Consider the following 20,679-nt stretch of genomic DNA (forward strand, 5'->3'; position numbering starts at 1 on the left):
GGAGTGGCGGAATTGGTAGACGCGCTGGATTTAGGTTCCAGTATCTTAGGATGTGAGAGTTCAAGTCTCTCCTTCCGCACCATGTTCTTAATTAGAACTAAAACTCATCCAAATTTAAAGTTGGGATATCGCCAAGCGGTAAGGCACCAGGTTTTGATCCTGGCATTCCCAGGTTCAAATCCTGGTATCCCAGCCACTTTCTAAATTATCCTGTATTTTTCCTCATTAGCATATTTGTGTATAAATTCATTTATATTAACTGGCTTGCTAAAATAATACCCTTGTAAATAATCACAATCCATTAGCGTTAATGTTTGTTTAAGATCTTTATTTTCTATTCCTTCTGCAACTACTTTACAATTAAGCCGTGTGGCTAAAAACAATGTCGACTCAACAATCGCATAATCAGCTATTTGTGTAAGCATATCTTTTATGAATGATTGATCTATTTTTATTTGGCTTACAGGCAACTCTCGCAGTAATACTAAAGACGAAAAACCAGTACCAAAGTCATCTACACTAAATTCAAACCCTCTATTATTTAAATTTTGCATCATTGTGCGAGCGGCTTCTAGGTTTGTCATCATAGCGCATTCGGTTATTTCAAATATAATCGCGTCGCTTAGTGTTGGGTCATGCTTTACTAGCTCTTCAACAAACTCGTAAAACTCTGGGCTTTCTAAATCTTTAGTTGAAAGATTCACGTGCAACTGCCCTATAAAGCCAGCTGCTTTTAACGCTTTTAAATGTTTTATTGTTTCGAGCAGTACCCATTTTGAAATATTCAATATCAGCCCACTTTGCTCTGCAATACTAATAAACACTTCAGGGCTGATAAACGAGCCATCGCTTTGCGGCCAGCGTATTAATGCCTCTGCACCATGTACCTCGTTAGCTTTAGCATCAAAAATAGGTTGCAAGTAAAGCTCAAACTCATGGTTCTGAATCGCTTGTTTAATACGCGAGGTCATATTTGAAAGCTCGTTAGCACGAGCGCTCAGCGCCTCAAAGTAATGTACGTACAGTTGGTGCGTAGCTTTGGCTTCATGCAGTGCTAAGTCAGCTTGTTTTAATAACTCATTAGCATGCGACGAATGATTAGCAAAGGTGGTTATCCCGACAGTAACGTGGACACGTAAGCTGTGCTCGTAAATGTGAAATGGATGCTTGGTTGATTTTTTTATCGCTTCAATGCATAAATCAACAGTCTCATTAGTTGAGTCATCAATAATAAGTGCAAATTCATCGCCGCCCAAACGATATAGCTTAGCTATGCCGATAATATTATGACTGAGAGTTTTCGAAAAAATGCTGAGCAACATATCCCCTACTTTATTGCCGTATGAGTCATTAACAGACTTAAAGCGGTTTAAATCTATCAGCATTAAATAAAACGAAGGCTCGTACTTAACGTGTTTGTTAAGCACTTGGAAAAACTTTTTTCGATTAGGAAGGCCGGTTAAACTGTCGTTTTCGGCAAGGGTTCGTTGGCGCTTTGCAAAGCGGTCTATTTTTAAAATACTTTTATAACTAAGCTGAATAACTAAATATACAAAAGCCCCGCCGCCAAACAAAATGAGTGATACACTCGTTGCAATAAAGCCGTCAATATCGTTATTTACAAAATAATAAAGCACATACCAATAACCCACTATAAAGCTAAAAATAAGCGCTAGTAACAAAATCCACGATACACGGTTAGTTTTTTTACAAATTTTTATTGTAGGCACAATACTAAGCGTTAATAGCAAAGCGCCAACGATGAGTATAAAAATAAAAAAATTATCCACAAACACACTACTTTTATTTGATTAGTAGTTTGAGTATGGCAAAAAAATGTAATAACGGAATAAATTAATAGCAGATGTTCTAGTTACGTCAGAAGGGGAGTGATTGGCTGTGCATTTGTGCAGTTAGCCAATCACTTAAGTTGATTTAATTAAGCTCTCCACTAATGGCATATTTTAATACCCAGTTTTTTAAAGGACCGGTATTGTTAGCCATTTTTAAAAACTGACTACGCGCCCATTTAAGCGGCGTAATGTGATTAGAAAAACCAAAATAACACGCATCCATCATGCTCATCATTAACAGATTAGCCTTACGGCGGCTTCGCTCGTACTCTTTTAGCTTTATCGGGCAGCCAATATCATCAGCACCTTCAAGCTCCTGTGCCAGAGCAACCACATCTTGAAAACCTAAATTAACGCCCTGCCCTGCTAATGGATTAATTGTGTGTGCTGCATCACCCACTAGCACTACTCGCCCATTAGAGTAATTATTTGCATGCTGGCGAGTAAGCGGAAATACCGCATGGCTTTGTACCTCAAAATCGCCAGCAAGGGATGGAAATTTATTTAAAATATGCGCCTTAATTTGCTCAGCCGTTAATCCTTTAAACTTTTGTAAGGTGCTAGCGCTGTCGTACCAAATTAAATTTGCGTAGGGCGCCTGCATCGGTAGAAATGCTATAGGGCCTGTAGGGGTAAATTGTTGCCATGTTTTTACTTGCTGCGGCGCATCAAGCTTTATTAGTACACCCATGCAATGCTGCTGATATTGCCACCCCGTTACACCAATATTAGCTTTTGCACGTAGCTGTGATTGCCCACCATCAGCTGCTATAACTAAATCAGCAGTATAATGGGTATCGCCATAAATAAGGGTGATTGACGCACTATCTTGCTTAATAGCCGTTAAGGGAGCTGATTGCTCAATAACCTCAATGTTATAATGTGCAAACTGCTGCCAAAGGCTTGCTTGTATTAAATTGTTTTCAATTAAGTGGCCTAGGTGCGAGGTATTAATATCATCACAATCAAATAATAGGTTGTCGCCACCACGTTCAAACGCTTCTAACTGCTGATAAGGCGCTAAACGGTTTTGCCTTAAAATAGGCATAGCCCCTAGCTCATCCAGCAAGTTTTCTGAAAAACGATTAATAGCCGATACTCGAATATCTACTTGTTCACTTGCTAAAATAGCGTCGGCGTTTATCAGTTTTTTTTCTATTATTTGTACTGATTTTCCTTGCTGAGCAAGCTTTATTGCCATGGCCGCTCCGACCATCCCTGCGCCTACAACAATCACTTTGTTTTTAGTCATGTTTTTCATCATTTGGTTAATACGTGAAACTGTTTTGATTGTACCGTAACTCACAGGATGTATGCGAGAGTATATAACTATCACGCTATTAAACTGCCTATGTATTGATTTGAGATCACAAACATGAAAACTATACTTGGATCTGGGCGGGTATCCAGCTAAAATACGCGTCCTTTAAGTGAGCAACCTTGCTCCTTAATCCCGTTTTAAGCACATTTTTGTGCCACTACCGAATTGAACACGAGGCTATATTTCAATGAGCAAAAAGCTGCATATCAAAACTTGGGGTTGTCAGATGAACGAGTACGACTCTCAGAAGATGGCTGATCTTTTAGATTCAACCAACGGCTACCAGCTAACGGAAGAAGCAGCAGACGCCGACGTTATTTTACTTAATACCTGTTCAATTCGTGAAAAAGCGCAAGAAAAAGTATTTCACCAATTAGGCCGCTGGAAGTTGTTAAAAGACGACAAGCCAGATTTAATTATTGGTGTAGGTGGGTGTGTTGCCTCACAAGAAGGTGACTCTATTCGCCAGCGTGCCCCCTTTGTTGATGTTATTTTTGGCCCGCAAACTCTGCACCGTTTACCAGAAATGATTAAACAAGTGCAAGGCGACAAAGGCTCATCGGTGGTTGATATTTCGTTCCCAGAAATTGAAAAATTTGACCGCTTACCAGAGCCAAAAGCAGAAGGCCCGTCTGCATTTGTATCAATAATGGAAGGGTGTTCTAAGTACTGTACTTTTTGTGTTGTACCTTACACCCGTGGTGAAGAAGTTAGCCGCCCATTAGATGACGTATTATTAGAAGTTGCACAACTTGCTGAGCAAGGCGTACGTGAAGTAAATTTACTAGGCCAAAACGTAAATGCATACCGCGGTGAAACACACGATGGTGAAATTTGTTACTTCTCTGATTTAATTCGTTACGTAGCAGCAATTGACGGTATTGACCGTATTCGTTACACCACTTCGCACCCGGTTGAATTTACGCCAGATATTATTGATGCTTACGCCGATGTACCAGAGCTTGTAGATCACTTACACCTACCTGTGCAAAGTGGTTCAGACCGTATTCTTAATTTAATGAAACGTGGTCATACAGCGCTTGAGTACAAATCAACAATACGTAAACTACGCAAAATTCGCCCTAATTTAAGCATGTCGTCAGACTTCATTATTGGTTTCCCAGGTGAGAGCAAAGCCGACTTTGAAGCCACCATGAACCTGATTAACGACATTGGCTTTGATATGAGCTTTAGCTTTATTTACAGTGCGCGTCCAGGTACCCCTGCCGCCGACTTGCCTGATGACGTATCAGAGCAAGAGAAAAAAGAGCGCTTATACCTACTACAAAATCGCATTACGCAAATGGCACAGCAAATTAGCCGCCAAATGTTTGATACAGAGCAACGTATTTTAGTTGAAGGTCCTTCTAAAAAGAACCCAATGGAATTACGTGGCCGCACCGAAAACAACCGTGTAGTTAACTTTGTTGGCCCACACACAGTGATCGGTCAGTTTGTTGATGTACGTATCACCGAAGCGTTACCAAACTCTTTACGTGGCGATTTAATTCGTACAGAATCAGAAATGAACTTACGTCGTGATGTTGCTCCTTCAGCTATTTTAACAAAAGCGGCAAGCGTGGAGCCAAAAATCGATACAACCAACGAAATTGGCGTAGCTACTTTCGTACCGTAGTTGTATAAATTCATTGCGCCAGTAACGCTTACTGGCGCACCCGAATAGGAAGTAATTTTGAGTAATCAGTTAAAAACATTAGAGATTTATTTAGAACCTGCCGACAACAAACGCCTTTCTTCTTTATGTGGACCGTTTGACGAAAATATCAAACAAATTGAACGCCGCCTAGGTGTTGAAATAATCCACCGCGACAACTTTTTTAAAGTAACAGGTAAATTGCACTCAAGTGCCGCGGCCGTAGAAATTTTAAAAAACCTTTATGTTGATACTCAGCCTGTTCGTGGTGAAATTGGTGAAATAGAGCCCGATGACGTTCATTTAGCCATTACCGAATCAAAAGCCCTAGAACAAGACGTGCCGCAAAGTGCCTACGGCAAAGAAATGTTTATTAAAACCCGCCGTGGCGTAATTAAACCCAGAAACGATAACCAAGGTTTGTATGTTGCTAATATTTTGCACCACGACATTACCTTTGGTATTGGCCCTGCCGGTACAGGTAAAACCTACCTTGCTGTTGCCGCCGCAGTTGATGCCCTAGAGCGCCAAGAAATTCGTCGAATATTACTTACCCGCCCTGCGGTAGAGGCCGGCGAAAAACTAGGTTTTTTACCAGGCGATTTAAGCCAAAAGGTCGACCCATATCTGCGCCCGCTTTACGATGCGCTATTTGAAATGCTTGGCTTTGAAAGAGTAGAAAAACTGATTGAAAAACACATTATTGAAATTGCCCCACTTGCATACATGCGTGGACGCACATTAAATGATGCATTTATTATTTTAGATGAAAGCCAAAATACCACCGCTGAGCAAATGAAAATGTTTTTAACCCGTATAGGCTTTAACTCTAAAGCAGTAATAACGGGTGATATAACACAAGTTGATTTGCCACGCGGTGCGCGCTCAGGCCTTCGCCACGCAATAGAAGTACTTAGCGATGTTGAAGAAATTAGCTTTAACTTTTTCCAATCGCACGACATAGTTCGCCACCCTGTAGTTGGTCGTATTGTAGAAGCCTACGAGCGTAATGACGAAAGCGAGCGACTAAAGCGTATAGAAAAGCAAAAAGCCAAAGAGCAACTTGCCGCTCAACAGCCGCCGTCGACTAAAGAGTAATATTGTGAGCACCGAATTAGATTTACAAATAGCGTGTGAGTTTGACAACCTCCCAAGCGAAGAACAATTTGCACTGTGGGCCGACAAAGCCCTGAGTAAGTTTCGTGATGAGTCTGAGCTGAGCATTGTTATAAGCGATGAAGCCCAATCACAACAATTAAACAACGACTACCGTGGTAAAAATAAACCAACTAATGTGTTGTCGTTCGAATTTGAAGCACCGCCAGGCATTGATTTGCCATTAGTAGGTGATTTAATAATTTGCCCAGCCATTGTATTGGCCGAGGCAATCGAGCAAGAAAAGTCATTTCATGACCACTTTGCCCATATGGTTATTCATGGATGCTTGCATTTACTTGGATTTGACCATATAAAGAGTGAAGACGCTTTTGAGATGGAAAGCATAGAAAAGCAATTACTTGCAGAGCTAAACATAGCTGACCCATACCGGGACGAAATTTAAATTAACGGAGCATTTAGACGCAATGAGCGACGATAACTCGCAATCTAGCCAGGGTTCTTCTGGCAAAACGTGGATGGGCCGCATAGCCCAAATGTTGCAAGGGGAACCCCAGAATAGAGAAGAGCTGGTTGAAGTAATTGCCGACGCGCAAGAGCGTGACGTAATCGACCCAGAAACCAAAGAAATGATTGAAGGTGTGCTTGGTGTATCCAAGCTTAAAGTGCGCGATATAATGATCCCGCGCTCACAAATGGTCACACTTGAGGTCGACAGCCCCCTTGAAGATTTGATCCCCATGATGGTCGACTCCACCCACTCGCGTTTTCCGGTGGTGTGTGAAGACAAAGACCACGTTGAAGGTATTTTGCTCGCAAAAGACTTGCTGCCGCTTATTTTAAATAAAGATGAGCACCTACCCTCACTGCGAGAATATTTACGCCCTGCCATGGTAGTGCCTGAAAGCAAGCGCGTAGATACCCTACTAAATGAGTTTCGCCAGCAACGCTATCACATGGCAATTGTCATTGACGAATACGGCGGTGTGTCGGGCCTTGTCACCATTGAGGATATTCTTGAAATAATCGTTGGCGAAATCGAAGATGAGCACGACGAAGAAGAGGATCAACAAGACATTCGCCAACTTGCTAAGCATGTATACGTAGTACAAGCGCTCACCCCTGTTGATGACTTTAATGAGTACTTTAAAACAGGTTACAGCACCGATGAAGCCGATACCATTGGCGGCACGGTACTACACGCATTTGGCCATATGCCAAGTCGCGGCGAAACAATTGAAATAGACGACTATCAGTTCAAAGTAACTAATTCTGATAACCGTCGTATTTTACAACTGCAAGTCACCGTTCCTAAGGTTGATGAAAACGACAGTGAAGAAACTACTAACTAAACTCACCCTGTTAGTAAAAGATAAAAAAGCATGGCTCGCACTGGTTGCGGGCCTTATTTTAACTTTTGGCTACGCCCCTTACCAAATTTGGCCCATCGCATTTTTTAGCATTGCCGCCATTATTTTTTGTATCAACCCAAACAACACAGGTAAAGCGCACGCAAAAAGCGCCGCTAAATATGGCTTTATATTTGGCTTAGGCTGGTTTGGCGCAGGTATTAGCTGGGTGCATGTATCTATTGCCACCTTTGGCGGCATGCCGCTTATAGCATCGATCTCGTTAATGGCTTTACTGTGCTCATATTTAGCGCTGTTTCCAGCACTCGCGTTTTGGGCTGCAACTCGCTTTGCAAGCGGCCCTAAAAGCATGGGTGCACTGCTCATTGCCACCATAGCCATGAGTGAATATTTACGTGGGCACTTACTAACTGGCTTTCCGTGGCTAAGTTTTGGCTATACACAAACAGATGGCCCGCTCAGGCTACTTGCGCCCTTTATTGGCGAATTTGGCTTAACGCTTACCTGTGTAGCTATTGGTTTTGCCCTTTACAGGCTCACCCAAAAAGAGTTTAAAACCCCACTAATAAGCGCAGCCGCTTTAGCGTTACTCGTTATTGGCGCATTAAATACCGGTAATAATCGCTACTCTGGCAAAGAAATGTCGACCTTATTGGTGCAAGGTAATATTAAACAACACCTGCGCTTTGAACCCAGTGAGTTTTGGACCACCATGAGTAAGTACCAAGACCTAACGCGCCCACATTGGGATGCTGATCTTGTGGTATGGCCCGAAGCCGCGGTGCCCGAAATAGAAGCCCTGGCCGACACCTATTTAGCCAATTTAGACAGCGCGGCCTCGTTTAATAAAACCGCGTTAGTAACCGGTATTGTTGACTACCAGCTCGACACCAAAACCATTTACAACACCCTTATTGTGGTCGGTAATAAAGAGCACAACGACGAGCACGGCCATTACCGCTACCTAGACAAAAACCGCTACCGTAAGCACCAGTTGTTACCTATCGGCGAATTTGTACCATTTCAGGATATACTACGCCCTATAGCACCATTGTTTGATTTACCTATGTCATCGTTTACCCGTGGCGATAGAGTGCAAAACAACTTACGCGCCAATGGCTTTAACCTGCTGCCAGCCATTTGCTACGAAATCGTGTTTGCCGATTTAGTGCGCGGTAATTACCAAAGCGACTCAGACTTACTCTTTACGGTAAGTAACGATGCCTGGTTTGGCGACTCCATCGGGCCATTGCAACACATGCAAATAGCCCGCATGCGCGCATTAGAGTTACAACGCCCGCTGGTACGTGTTACCAACAATGGCGTAAGCGCCGTATACGACCCAATAAGCCACACACAGCAAACCATGCCACAGTTTGAAGCGGCGACCATGAAAGCCAATATAAAGCTTATACAAGGCGACAGCGTATACAGCCAATATGGCAATGTGTTTGTATGGGGATTTGTGTTGTTATTAGTGATTGGTGGATTTGGGGTTAGATTTAGGAAATAAAATAGGGTTGATAGCTGTGTGAAAACAGCTATTGAAAGAAAGGTGTCCTGTTGGGGTTCGCTTCGCTCTACCCAACCTACACAAATTACTTTTTAATCCAACCTATGCTTAAAATATAGCGAGTACCTTGCTCTATTTTTAATACTTGGTGCCGCTCAATATCAGGCCTGAAAAGTTTAACTCGGCTGTAATTCATAATTGGATTTTCACACAAAAACTCACCACCTTTCGCAGCATGCTTCAATACAATATTAAGCCTAAAATGTCTGCCAGTTTTAACTTTATCGGTATGCGGTTTTATTTCACTCCCCTGCGGGAATTTAATTAAGTAAGCATCAAATTTAAAAGGGAAGAGCATGTAGCACAATAACATTTTATCGTAGCCCGACTTTTGTCGGCCACGTTGCCAACTAAATAATTTATTTGCCATAAACTACACTTTCACTTGTTCTTAAAATCCCATAGAAAGAATATCAAAACCACTTAAATTTCAGTTTGGCTGAGTGTACTCTGCTCGCCTGTGGTCTTAGTAGATTGCAGTGAATATCAATATAGCTACTCTTACTTGGTTCTATAAACATGTCATCGCTTTTGCCTAAACAATTTCCAACAAACTTTCCGTTTTCATCAAATGTGGACGCAATAACACCACCAGCATAAATGCTTTCGTTGGTTGTATTTTTTAACTCTGCAGTAATTCTTACGCGCCCATTTTCTTTAAAAATATCAGAAAGGGTAAGTTTGTAATCATTACTTAAATCAGACGCGCTATCTAATGCTTTATTAGAAACCAGCTCTTTAAATCCACTATCCACCTCAGCAGCTATGGTAAGCGCGTATACACTGATGCCACCTAGCGTTGCTATTACAAACCCTACTCCCCAAAAAAAGCCTTTTAAAGTCTCATTAAAATTAGTACTCATTTAGTTCCTTTTTAATTTTTTACCACTGAATTTCATTAACGATGTATCCAAAGTAACTTTTTTCACCGACTAAGTTTATTCTCTTATTTCTAATTTTTTGTAGCTTGTGCGTATCTAAGTACCATCTAAATGAGCGTTCCTCGCCAGAGGATAAATCAATAAGGTTTAACCTTATACATTGCTGCTCATCATTTATAGTACAGGCACTTACATCGGTTAATAAATATTCTTTAGAGCATGGTTCCCCTAAATTATTTTCAGCATAATATAAGATGGGAACTACGCTTAAATTCCATAACGCTGTATATATTAAACAAGGGTACATCACTATCAAAAAACCTTTTACTAACTTACTGCCTTTAAAAAAGTGATTAGTCATTAAATAATTAAAGTTGTCATCACACCCATACTTTTTAAATAATGTATATATTACTGCCATGCTTAATATAGGTAATACTATCACCTCTATAATATGTAATTTTTTATTTGCAATGAAAGACGGATCGTTAAACTCGTACCACGTAATAAGTAACGCTAGATAACTCGTTAGTACGCATGCAATTAATAAATATACAAAGCTTTTATGAAGCTCTTTATGCTTTACATTTAACAATTAAAGTCTCATTTAATTTTTATGGTGAAATTATCTTTTAAGTATGCTTTTAAACCCATAATACCAGCTAAGCGCTGCGACTGTGCCATGAGTTTCATCTTCAAAGTAGCGTTGATTTATAACTAGATCATCGCTTGAGTGTGCTTTTAACTTTTTAGCGAATGCTAAGCCCCACTGGTAATTTGCTTTACCAATTTCGCCAAACGCTTCGCCGTTATTTGCAAAGGTAAAATATACATTGCCATTAAGCGGCTTATTTATAAGCTGTTTCTCATCAAAATAACGGTTTAGGTAGTTGTTATCCCACAGGTAGGTTGCATCAATAATTAAGTAATCTGTAAATAGCGCATGATTGCTAAGCAATACATAGCTGGCAAACAAGCCGCCAAAAGACTCACCTATTAATACGCGTTTAGTTGATGTTCGGTAATTTTTATTAATCAGTGGAATAAGTTCTTTTTCAAAAAAGGCGCTGTAGTTTGCAGCGTTGCCAATATTTTCAAACTTTTCGAGTAGCATCCCGTTAAATGTCCAATCAACATTGGTTGGGGTAAAATCGCGCTCTCTTATCGCATTTTTACTATTTGGAATGGCGACTATAATTGCTTGCTGTATTTGCTGCTCAAGCCGCTGAGTACTAAGTGCCTCGACTAGCCCGGCTACGGCTTTTAGATGTGTGTGGTCACCATCGAGCAAGTAAATAACTGGGTATACCTGGTTGGGGCTTTGATTGTAGCTTGGCGGTAAATAAACGCTAAAGCTGCGTTGTTCACCTAAAATAACGGACTTAAGCTGATAGGTTTTGGCTAAAGTAATAGGCTCTGAGGCATTTACATTTATTGTAAAAAATAAATATAAAAATATTATTGATAAGACTTTCATACATATCCTTGTATTAAATTAATAGCAAACCAAGAAGAAACGCCCTTCTTTCAACAATCAAAACACCGCTTTTATCACTATGCTATTCCTTAGCTCTTGAGGCTAACTTTTTATATATTGCATCTTTATCGCGTTTACCAATTGCGAGTACATACACCACAACTTCGTCATCAATGACTTCATAAGCAAGGCGGTACCCTGCCGTACGCAATTTTATTTTATAAACATTATCAAAGCCGCGTAGCTTTGAGGCTGGCACGTGGGGGTTATCTAAGCGCTCAGCAAGTTTCTTTTTAAACTGGCTTTTAAGTGATGGCGCGAGTTTTTCCCACTCCTTTAAGGCTGCTGGTAAAAACTTTAACTTATAAGTCATCTATATTAACTTCAACCGCTTGAGATAAATCGCCTCTGCGGCTCTCAACAACTTTAGTTAATTCATAATCATCCAATTGTTCCATTAGTTGCTCATACATTTGTGCAGGCACTAAGTACGCTGCAGGCTTATTATGATTTAATATGGCTATTGCAGCGCCATCTGCTTCATTTAAAAGCGCGGTTGGGTTTTTTTTAAGTTCTGAAATACTTGCTGAACAATCAGCTAAAACCTGTCTCATATAACACCTATAAAGAACTAAATTAAGATCTTATTTTAGCCCTTTTTTTATCTAAAGCTATATATTTTATAATTACTTATTTTCTAAGTAGTTTTTAAAGTCTCTTCTAGCGTTTGTGTATTTACAACCTGGTTCACACTGCCCTGAATAACCACTGTCGCTGATATTTTATCTTGAATGGCTTGCCTGTTTGGGTCCCAATATACTTGTAAAAAGCCTAATAAGCCCGTGGCAAAACCAGCGCCGTAACCGCCGTATCGGCCAAAGCAATCAAGCATACCTAACGGCTCACCGCTTAGTGCTACTACGCGGATATTACATACTTTTTTACCTGGTGTTTGTCCGCGCCATAATAACGAGAACAACGTAAAATAAACGGCGGCTCAACCAAAGCCAAGGCCTAGGTCTTGAATAATGCCTTTGCCCCACTGCAAAATGCTGGTGACAGGTTTGGTTTTCTCGCTTTTAGTGTCTGCTTTTTCAGTGATATTGCTTTTATGAGTTATTTCGCCCGAAATACTCTTTAGCTCTGTCTCATTATTTTTAAAATCATCTGCCGCAACGGGCTCATCATCAGATATGGCCATTAAGTGCAATAATGTGCGCGTAACTTCAATCCCTCCTACGTTTTGCATTTCAGCAAGCGCTGGCAATTGGCCAACTAAATTAGCACGAGCAACGCTTTGGCAAACATCATCGCAGTTTTTATTGTCGTCTGTTTGCGTTAAATAGGTGCGTATTATTGCTTTATCATGCACGCTTAGCTCATCGTTTTGCTGTGCTTTTTCTATTTGAGATGTTTGTATAGCGGTATCGCCTTCAAAAAAATCTATCGCTAATGAGAGCACGGTGAGTGCGCTTACAAATAAAAAGCTCGCTGCAAAAAGTTTTAGGGCTCTGCGCCAAAACGATGACATTTTTGGCAGGTATTGCTGCGCAGTGCCTTTATAAAAAGCCATGGCAGCCACAAAGGCAATTAAAGTGGCGCTTAGCTTAGCGGCCATAAATATCAAAGTGACATCAATAGTCATCGCCATTGCACGTTTGCTTGGGCTCGCTAATGGAATACCTAATAACGCTTGGTCAATTTTAAAGGCATATGGGGTGATCACGTCTTTGGTTTCAGAGTCTGATAACGCGAGTTGCTCTATCTCTTTGGTTTTCATTTTTATTTTTATGTTTTTAAAGTGGGTAAGCTATTTAACTTACGCGCTTTTTATTTTTATATCAATCCGCTTAATTAAGTGATCTATTTTGCAGATTGGTATTAGCTCAAGTTAAAAGTATTGATTTACCGGCATAAAAAAAGGGCTGCATACATGCAGCCCTTAAAATACTTTATTTATAAATAATTAAGCGGTTGGGTAATCGGTATAGCCTTGCTCTGCGCCACCAAATAAAGTGTCGGGGTTGTGGCTATTTAGCGGTTTACCTTGCTCTAAACGTGCTGGTAAATCTGGGTTAGACACAAACGGGCGGCCAAAGCCAATCATGTCGGCCCAGCCTTGTGCTAGGGCTTCATCGGCGCGCTCTTTGGTGTATTTACCTGCATAAATTAATACCCCGCTGTACGCTTTACGAATAGCCTGTTTAAACTCCACACTCATTAAAGGGGCGTCATCCCAGTCGGCTTCAGCAATATGCATATAACCTACGCCAGCATCATTTAGTGCGTGTGCCACGGCCAAATATGTTTGCTCTGGGTTATCGTCAACCGTGCCGTTAAGCGTGGTAAGTGGCGCAAGCCTTACACCTACTTTTTGACTGCCAATTGCATCACTTACTGCATTGACTACTTCAACTAAAAAGCGCAAACGGTTTTGTACACTGCCACCATATTCATCAGTACGCGCATTTGATTGCGAGTCTAAAAATTGGTTAATTAAATAGCCATTAGCGGCGTGTAGCTCTATGCCGTCAAAGCCTGCGTCTACTGCATTTATGGCCGCTTGGCGAAATTCGCCTATTACGTGTGTAATATCTTGCTTGCTCATCTCACGCGGTAACTGAGTATCTACAAAGCCAGGCTCGCCGTTAGTATCTACAAATACTTTTACGCCTTTTGCTGCAATGGCCGATGCTGATATTGGCTGCACGCCCCCTGTGTTATCGCTGTGTGTTACTCGCCCTACATGCCAAAGCTGAGCAAACATAACGCCACCAGCGTTATGTACTTTATTAGTTACTTTACTCCAGCCTGCTACTTGCTCGTTTGAATAAATACCCGGTGTCCAAGCGTAACCTTTGCCAAGTTTACTAATTTGTGTGCCTTCGCTAACTATTAACCCAGCACTTGCGCGTTGTGCGTAGTAAGTGGCCATTAAATCGTTTGCTATATCGCCGGGCTGCGTGGAGCGCGAGCGTGTCATTGGTGGCATAACAATGCGGTTTTTTAACGTTTTACCTGCAAGTTCTATTGGTGAAAAAAGTAATGTCATAATGCCTCCTAAGTTTGATGGCGCTCATAGTAACGCGTTTGAATAAATTCAAAAACAACAAAAAATGCAAAATAGTTTTGTCGAATTTGCAATAAAAACGAACGGTTACTAATCCTCCAAAATTATATCTATTTCCTTACAAGTACCTAGTAAAACTACATTCATTAAAAAAGCATACTACGGCTAGAATATTTAATTGATACAATATAACATACCAATAAATACATATTAGTAAGTAAAATTAAATGATAAATAAACTGCCCGTCACAGTGTTATCAGGCTTTTTAGGCGCTGGTAAAACAACCGTTCTTAGCCACATTCTTAACAACCGCCAAGCTAAAAAAGTGGCTGTTATAGTTAACGATATGAGCGACATAAACATAGATGCCGCCACTATTAAAAACGATATATCGCTCAGTCACAGCGATGAAAAACTCGTAGAGATGAGTAATGGCTGTATTTGCTGCACGCTGCGTGAAGATTTACTGCTTGAGGTAAGCAAACTTGCAAAAGAAGGTCGTTTTGATCATCTCGTTATTGAGTCAACCGGTATTTCTGAGCCACTGCCTGTTGCCGAAACATTTACCTTTGCTGATGAAAATGGCGTATCGCTAGGAGATATTGCCACTCTTGATACTATGGTAACGGTGGTTGATGCGGTTAATTTTTTAACTGATTACGAGCAAGCTAACGACTTACAAGATACAGGTGAATCCCTTGGTGAAGAGGACGAGCGAAGCGTTACCGATCTACTTATTGACCAAGTTGAATTTGCCGATGTAATTTTAATAAGTAAAACCGACTTAGTCACCAAAGCACAATTAAATAAACTCACAGCTATTTTAAACACACTCAATACCCAAGCTGAAATCATCCCTATATCAGCTGGAAAAGTTGATATTAATAAAGTAATGAACACCGGCCTTTTTGACTTTGAACGCGCAAAACAAGCCCCTGGCTGGCTTAAAGAAATGCGCGGTGAGCACATCCCTGAGACTGAAGAATACGGTATTAGCAGCTTTAATTACATTGCCCATCGCCCGTTTGACCCTGAAAAGTTTTATACGTTTTTGCACGGTACTGAGCAATTTGGCAAGCTCATTCGCTCTAAAGGCTACTTTTGGCTTGCCACACGCCCGCTATTTTGCGGCCAGTGGAACCAAGCAGGCGGCATTGCCCACTATGGGTTTGCAGGCATGTTTTATAAAGCCATCCCTAAAAAAGACTGGCCAACCGATCCTGAGCTACTTGCCGATATAAACAGCAAATGGGTAGAACCCTTTGGCGATATGCGCCAAGAGCTGGTTTTTATTGGTCAATCATTAAATAAGCAAGCCATGATTAAAGCGCTAGATGACTGCCTACTGCCTGAAGATGCCGTACTTAAAGGTAAAGATTTTTGGAGAACCTACAACGATCCGTTTCCAATTTGGGAGGAATTATAATGAACGCCCTAGCTCCTTTATCAGCGCAAGTAAAACCCACCGAACCACTACATAGACGTGCAGCTATAAATAGTGATGCCAACGTGCTACCGCAAATTTATAACGAAAATATCAACATTGCGGTTTGGCAAAGAAACCTCGAAAGCACATTAACAGAGGCGGTTAATACGCTCATAAATACAAATGCATTAAAACCACTTGAACTTGCACTATCGCCCGATAATGCGTTTGATCAATTAATTAAAGCGCTAAAGCCAACAGAACAAAATTACAATGAAGCTAAAGCGCTATGTGAAGATATAGCCCTACTCATTGAAATGTTTTGCTGCTTGTTTGATTTAAAACGTGCGGGTTTAAGGCTAAAAGTGTTAAACAACCCCATGTGCCCGCGTTTTCATGTAGACAAAATTCCATGCCGACTAGTAGCAACTTATCAAGGGGTTGCAACGCAGTGGCTAAATCACAGCGATGTAGACCGCTCAAAATTGGGGGCTGGTAATTTAGGTAAGCCCGATGAAGAGTCTGGCTTATTTACATCAACCAGCCATATTAATCAGCTAAATCAAGGCGATATTGCCCTACTTAAAGGTGAATACTGGGACGAAAACGAAGGCGCAGGCTTAGTGCACCGTTCACCACCGGTCGCTGCAAACGAGCAACGCTTATTGCTCACCCTCGATTTTATTTAAAATTTGCTTCGGTGATAAACTAGTGCGCGTTTATCACCCTGGTGATTACATTATACAAGCCTTGCGTATTAACCGGTTTAGAAACAAAGTCATCCATACCTACGCTTAAACAACGCTGCTTATCATCTTCGTAGGCATTAGCAGTAATCGCCACAATAGGGACATGAGCTTTAGTGTTTACCTCATTAGCCCTAATCGTTTGGGTACATTCGTAGCCATCCATATTAGGCATTTGGCAATCCATTAAAATTAAATCAAATCGGTTGCCTTCAAGTACTTTCAGCGCTTCTATACCGTCGGTTGCCATTACTAAGTTTGCCTTAGTGGGCTCTAACATTTTTGCAATTACTTGACGATTTATGGGGTTATCTTCAACTAATAATAGTGTTTTATCGTTCAAATTTGGCAGCGACTGTTGTTGTTTAACGGGCTTTGGTTTGTTTGACTGTGCTTTAGGTGCACTCACGTAAAACTTGAGTATGCTGCCTTTGCCAGGCTCGCTATTAAGGGTAATTTCACCCTGCATTTTTTTTATTAACCCTTGGCTAATCGCTAACCCTAATCCTGTACCGCCATATTTACGTGCAACACCTACATCTGCTTGTGTAAACTCGCTAAATAACAGCGCTTGTTGATCTTTTTCAATACCAATACCGCTATCGGCTACACTTACTAAAAGTTGCCCATTTTCATAATCAAACGATAAACGCACAAAACCGCGCTCAGTAAACTTATACGCATTAGAGAGCAAATTAATAATCACTTGGTTTAAGCGAAGATCATCTACTTTTACGCAATCTGGCAGTCTGTCACTTTGCTCAACAATAAACTCGACTTGATCCGAACTTACAATAGGCGAAAACAACGATTTTATATTGGCAATAAACGGCGCAAGATTAGTAGCCCGCGGGCTTATTTCCATTGCGTTGGCTTCTATTTTAGAAAAATCTAAAATGTCGTTTAAAATTTTCAGTAAATTTTGTGCACTTTTTTGCTGTGTATTTAACAGCTCACGTTGCTCATCAGTTAATGAATTATCGCGCAGTAACACCTCTCCCATGCCCAAAATACCATTCATAGGCGTACGCAACTCGTGGCTCATGTTCGCTAAAAACTGCGATTTAGCTACATTGGCTAAATTAGCCCTATTCACCGCTTTTTTAAGCTCTGTAGTTTGCTCAGTTACTTTGCTTTCTAGCTGCTGATTAAATTCGCTAAGTTGAGTATTTAATCCTTGGTTTCTGGTATTAGATGCTTGCAGGTTTTCTATTGAACGCTGGAGAGCGTTGGCCAATAGTTCAAATTGCTGCTGCAATTGTAATACTTCATGCCAACTGGAGTCTGTATTAAACGTGTGCGTTTTGGTTTTACTAAAACTTTGCATTAACGTAGTTAAACTAGTAATTGGCTGAACTAATAAATTAGCAAGTTGGTGTATAAAAATAACCACTAAAATCATCAGTATCGCACTTAGCAAAATGGTAGGAAGCCACGCTTTTGCCACCGCCATACTTAAATGTTTACGGTTGTAAAAGGTAATAACTTGCCAATTGTTTTGCGAGTCAATATACCGAGAACTATGGTACACCTCGTTTTTAGTTGAACGAAATAAGTTTTTATCACCTAAATTACTGGTGTTAAAGCCTTGTTCGCTAAAATGGCTCAGTATTTTAAATTCATCAAGCGAGCTAAATACCACCTTTTGATGCGCATCTAGCACCACTAAGTCGCCCGTGTACTCAAATAAGTTGGGTATAAATCGCTCCAAGCGATCTAGCTTTAAAGACCCTTCTACTACACCATAAAACGTGTTGTTACGATAAATAGGCGCAGAGAGCGCTACAATAGCCTCATTACCTAGGCCGCGCCCTTGAAACACACCACTGGTGTAACCAAGTGGATGGTCCTGCGCTTGAGTAAAATACCCTCTGTCTTTAACGCTGCGCTGCGCAAGGCTAAGCCCTTTAATTAAATCGTTAGGCGAACTAAGCTCTACAAAGCCATCGGGGTTTGCATACAAGCTGGTGGTAAAACCTGGGAATAAAAACATGAGTCGCTCAAGCTGCATCTTGCTGGGGGTCCCTGCCCCTATGGCATCGCTACTCATAACAATGGCGTTTCTATGAAATGCTAAATAATCATTTAATTGCGTGCTAATAGACTCGGCTTTTTCTTCTAGTTGAGCGTTTACTTCATACTCTAAGCGCGCATGGTGGTCGTTAACTAAAATAACACTGGTTAGCAATACCACTAAAATAATAATGACACTAACCACATAGCTTAAAATTTTTGCCAGCGGCCGCCCCTGATACGCACGGCTAGCGTAAGGTACAAATACGCTAAATAAATCAACCACTGCTAAGCTTATTAGCGCATTAATTAAGTACTTTGATATGGCGACTATGAGCGTTAACCAAGCTAAGCCAATAACAAATTGGCCTATAACCCATACAAAGGGTAAACCTATACATAACCAAAATACGCTGCCCAGAGGAAGGATAGGTTTAGAGCGGCGTAAACAAAAAACATAAAGCCAACAAAGCTCGAGTAAATACACAATACTCGGCCAACAATGGCCCCACCTATAAAGTAAAAAGCCAGAAACAATGGCAAGGCTTAAGCACGCGTAACGCAGTCCAGTAAATACCAAGCTGCATAAAACAAACAATTGCCCAAACAAAAATTCGGAGCTGTCGAAAAAATACAATGGCGAGAGATTTACTAACCCGCCTAATAACCCTAATAAAACAGCGAGTGTCCACTTACTTCTTTGTGGCATTAATTAACCTTGGGGCACTTTGTTAACACTTTACATGTTAAAATTAATGTAATTTTTACATTATTACGTACAAGACAAAGGTTGTCTAGCTGCAATAAATCAGGAACAGGTAAACATTACACCCTATAAAAAACAAACAACCTTAGGTAGCAAAATTATTTAAAAGAAAAGGTGTGCAATTAGCCGGCAACACATAGGTAGGTTATTTAGCGCTTATAAACACCATCAAAAAGCGTGTTATATGTTTTTACACTTACTCTTGTTATGACTTCCACTTAAATTTAACTTAATATCTTTAAGCAGAGGTTTAGCATTCGCGATTGCTAAATAGGCATTAGCTAATGTTTCTGGTCCTGCACAATAGTCTACATCGAGAATCACCGTTGAAACATTTACTGACTGTAATTTATCCTCTAGCTCAGAAAAAGTGAGTTTCGCGTTGGAGTTGCTAGTTAAATAATTTGATTCTTTTACATAAATAGTGATTGTTTCATCTGCTAGTGCGGTAAACGGCAAGAATAAAAACAATGTGATTGTAAAAATGATCCGCATAAAGCCTCCGTGGTGTACTACGCCTAAAAGCACTAAGCAACAATTGGATTTGTGATACTATAAAAGCCGTTGCAATTGGTAAATAAGCTAAAATGCTTTACTACCCAAAAGTAGGAGAAAAATGAAACACAGAGTAACAACAAAAACACTTTTAATACTTTAAGTAAAATAAACAACTCACCGATTACTTATGTTTATAACGTTCTGTCAAACAGCTTATTATGTGTTTAATTCACTCATTCTACTTTTTATACTTTCTGTATTTATATGCTTTTTAATATAGGGCCACTGTTTTAAACTTGCTTGAAGTGATGAAATAAACCCAATGACTAAACCAAGTAAAGATGAGCACGCAACAACCACAATTGTGCTGATTTCCTTGTTTTCGCCGAGTTGAAGTAAAATTAGTATTACAAGAGCTAACATAAGCCATAAGGCTGGGTTAAACCAAGCACGCATACATAAAGGTGGTCTATCATTTTCTATTTTAGTTAACCAACTTTGGAGAATTAATTTTTCTTTATTCATTAACTAGCCTCAAAAAAACACCCAACAACTTTGTCTCGACATTTGTCGTTTTATAAATTGAAAAATGTTCATATATAATAATGCATTAATCTTAGCTCTCGAATAAGTACCTGTAAATAATAAGTTAATACAGATTCAAAAGTTACTGATGTAGGAATACCCCCAAATGAAGAAGCAGTAATATTAGATAAACAACAATCGTAATGCTTAATATTTAACGGTGTTAGTAATAGATAATTTAAAAAGGAATGTATTTTCACCCAAATGAGGAATTTGGGTGGCAGTCTTACCAGCCACATCTCGGCACACACGTCACAAACTGTGGCTGCTCCCTTCCGGGCCTGACCAGGTTCGCCTGCTAGTGTTGCGAGAGGACCAATAAGACTACC

The 20,679-nt window shown here is 40.4% G+C and carries 21 protein-coding genes, 1 tRNA gene and 1 other RNA gene; 8 read left to right on the forward strand and 15 right to left on the reverse strand.

The genetic code is table 11. The features are described 5' to 3' along the window. The first annotated feature begins 121 nt into the window (after positions 1-121). Positions 122-196 (forward strand) — tRNA-Gln (locus AN389_RS06005). A gap of 4 nt (positions 197-200) precedes the next feature. Here the strand turns inward: AN389_RS06005 and AN389_RS06010 are convergent. Together AN389_RS06010 and AN389_RS06015 are read right to left on the reverse strand one after the other, a co-directional pair. After that, positions 201-1,790, reverse strand: a complete 1,590-nt coding sequence (locus tag AN389_RS06010; protein ID WP_055019451.1) for a bifunctional diguanylate cyclase/phosphodiesterase — start codon at positions 1,788-1,790, stop codon at positions 201-203. 145 nt (positions 1,791-1,935) lie between these two features. Next, complete coding sequence (locus AN389_RS06015; protein ID WP_055016176.1) at positions 1,936-3,117, reverse strand: FAD-dependent monooxygenase; 1,182 nt, start codon at positions 3,115-3,117, stop codon at positions 1,936-1,938. Between the two features lie 244 nt (positions 3,118-3,361). On the opposite strand from AN389_RS06015, the gene miaB reads away from it, so the two are divergent. Genes miaB through lnt form a run of 5 tightly spaced genes read left to right on the forward strand, consistent with a single transcriptional unit; the run spans position 3,362 to position 8,827 of the window. Next, positions 3,362-4,810: a tRNA (N6-isopentenyl adenosine(37)-C2)-methylthiotransferase MiaB gene (gene miaB / locus AN389_RS06020; RefSeq protein WP_055016128.1), complete on the forward strand. Its 1,449-nt coding sequence runs from the start codon at positions 3,362-3,364 to the stop codon at positions 4,808-4,810. A 57-nt stretch (positions 4,811-4,867) separates the two neighbouring features. After that, positions 4,868-5,926: a PhoH family protein gene (locus AN389_RS06025; protein WP_055016129.1), complete on the forward strand. Its 1,059-nt coding sequence runs from the start codon at positions 4,868-4,870 to the stop codon at positions 5,924-5,926. 4 nt (positions 5,927-5,930) lie between these two features. Continuing rightward, complete coding sequence (ybeY, locus tag AN389_RS06030; protein ID WP_024033864.1) at positions 5,931-6,389, forward strand: rRNA maturation RNase YbeY; 459 nt, start codon at positions 5,931-5,933, stop codon at positions 6,387-6,389. A gap of 22 nt (positions 6,390-6,411) precedes the next feature. Beyond that, positions 6,412-7,296 carry a CNNM family magnesium/cobalt transport protein CorC gene (corC, locus tag AN389_RS06035; RefSeq protein WP_004589463.1) on the forward strand — a complete coding sequence of 295 codons (885 nt, stop codon included), beginning with the start codon at positions 6,412-6,414 and terminating at the stop codon, positions 7,294-7,296. Continuing rightward, positions 7,277-8,827, forward strand: coding sequence for an apolipoprotein N-acyltransferase (gene lnt, locus AN389_RS06040; RefSeq protein ID WP_200910099.1), 1,551 nt, complete (start codon positions 7,277-7,279; stop codon positions 8,825-8,827). The genes corC and lnt overlap by 20 nt, the downstream gene beginning before the upstream one ends. 85 nt (positions 8,828-8,912) lie before the next feature. Here the strand turns inward: lnt and AN389_RS06045 are convergent, their stop codons facing one another. The 9 genes from AN389_RS06045 to AN389_RS06080 form a co-directional block, all read right to left on the reverse strand. Beyond that, on the reverse strand, positions 8,913-9,257 hold the full coding sequence (locus AN389_RS06045) for a hypothetical protein (protein WP_055016131.1): 345 nt from the start codon (positions 9,255-9,257) through the stop codon (positions 8,913-8,915). A 43-nt stretch (positions 9,258-9,300) separates the two neighbouring features. Next, positions 9,301-9,750, reverse strand: a complete 450-nt coding sequence (locus AN389_RS06050; protein WP_055019452.1) for a hypothetical protein — start codon at positions 9,748-9,750, stop codon at positions 9,301-9,303. A gap of 19 nt (positions 9,751-9,769) precedes the next feature. After that, positions 9,770-10,363: a hypothetical protein gene (locus tag AN389_RS06055; RefSeq protein WP_055019453.1), complete on the reverse strand. Its 594-nt coding sequence runs from the start codon at positions 10,361-10,363 to the stop codon at positions 9,770-9,772. A gap of 30 nt (positions 10,364-10,393) precedes the next feature. Then, positions 10,394-11,245, reverse strand: a complete 852-nt coding sequence (locus tag AN389_RS06060; RefSeq protein ID WP_055019454.1) for an alpha/beta hydrolase — start codon at positions 11,243-11,245, stop codon at positions 10,394-10,396. Between the two features lie 82 nt (positions 11,246-11,327). After that, positions 11,328-11,618: a type II toxin-antitoxin system RelE/ParE family toxin gene (locus tag AN389_RS06065; RefSeq protein ID WP_055016135.1), complete on the reverse strand. Its 291-nt coding sequence runs from the start codon at positions 11,616-11,618 to the stop codon at positions 11,328-11,330. Beyond that, the gene (locus tag AN389_RS06070) at positions 11,608-11,859 is read right to left on the reverse strand and encodes a type II toxin-antitoxin system Phd/YefM family antitoxin (protein ID WP_055016136.1); all 252 of its coding nucleotides are present in this window, start codon (positions 11,857-11,859) and stop codon (positions 11,608-11,610) included. Before AN389_RS06070 ends, AN389_RS06065 begins: the two co-directional genes overlap by 11 nt. Before the next feature lie 83 nt (positions 11,860-11,942). Continuing rightward, on the reverse strand, positions 11,943-12,224 hold the full coding sequence (locus AN389_RS20810; protein WP_408003048.1) for an RDD family protein: 282 nt from the start codon (positions 12,222-12,224) through the stop codon (positions 11,943-11,945). Positions 12,225-12,242: 18 nt separating this feature from the next. Beyond that, on the reverse strand, positions 12,243-13,025 hold the full coding sequence (locus tag AN389_RS06075) for an RDD family protein (protein ID WP_408003049.1): 783 nt from the start codon (positions 13,023-13,025) through the stop codon (positions 12,243-12,245). A 186-nt stretch (positions 13,026-13,211) separates the two neighbouring features. Continuing rightward, positions 13,212-14,297, reverse strand: coding sequence for an alkene reductase (locus AN389_RS06080; RefSeq protein ID WP_055019455.1), 1,086 nt, complete (start codon positions 14,295-14,297; stop codon positions 13,212-13,214). Positions 14,298-14,542: 245 nt separating this feature from the next. Between AN389_RS06080 and zigA the strand changes: the two genes are divergently transcribed. Both zigA and AN389_RS06090 read left to right on the forward strand, forming a co-directional pair. After that, the gene (zigA, locus tag AN389_RS06085) at positions 14,543-15,742 is read left to right on the forward strand and encodes a zinc metallochaperone GTPase ZigA (protein WP_055019456.1); all 1,200 of its coding nucleotides are present in this window, start codon (positions 14,543-14,545) and stop codon (positions 15,740-15,742) included. Beyond that, a complete protein-coding gene (locus AN389_RS06090) occupies positions 15,742-16,431 on the forward strand; it encodes a DUF1826 domain-containing protein (RefSeq protein WP_055016140.1) in 690 nt (229 codons plus the stop codon). The genes zigA and AN389_RS06090 overlap by 1 nt, the downstream gene beginning before the upstream one ends. Positions 16,432-16,450: 19 nt before the next feature. On the opposite strand, the gene AN389_RS06095 is transcribed toward AN389_RS06090, so the two are convergent. The 4 genes from AN389_RS06095 to ffs all read right to left on the reverse strand — a co-directional run bounded on the left by AN389_RS06095 (position 16,451) and on the right by ffs (position 20,671). Then, entirely contained in the window at positions 16,451-19,210 is a 2,760-nt protein-coding gene (locus AN389_RS06095; RefSeq protein WP_055019457.1) for a response regulator, read from the reverse strand. Between the two features lie 237 nt (positions 19,211-19,447). Then, the gene (locus AN389_RS06100) at positions 19,448-19,762 is read right to left on the reverse strand and encodes a hypothetical protein (protein WP_055016142.1); all 315 of its coding nucleotides are present in this window, start codon (positions 19,760-19,762) and stop codon (positions 19,448-19,450) included. Positions 19,763-19,981: 219 nt separating this feature from the next. Continuing rightward, positions 19,982-20,290, reverse strand: coding sequence for a hypothetical protein (locus tag AN389_RS06105; protein ID WP_055016143.1), 309 nt, complete (start codon positions 20,288-20,290; stop codon positions 19,982-19,984). 284 nt (positions 20,291-20,574) lie between these two features. Beyond that, positions 20,575-20,671, reverse strand: an RNA gene (gene ffs / locus AN389_RS20135) — signal recognition particle sRNA small type. Positions 20,672-20,679 lie beyond the last annotated feature (8 nt).

Origin of the sequence: Pseudoalteromonas sp. P1-7a, assembly GCF_001401855.1 — a bacterium.
In the GTDB taxonomy this organism is placed as follows: Bacteria; Pseudomonadota; Gammaproteobacteria; order Enterobacterales; family Alteromonadaceae; genus Pseudoalteromonas.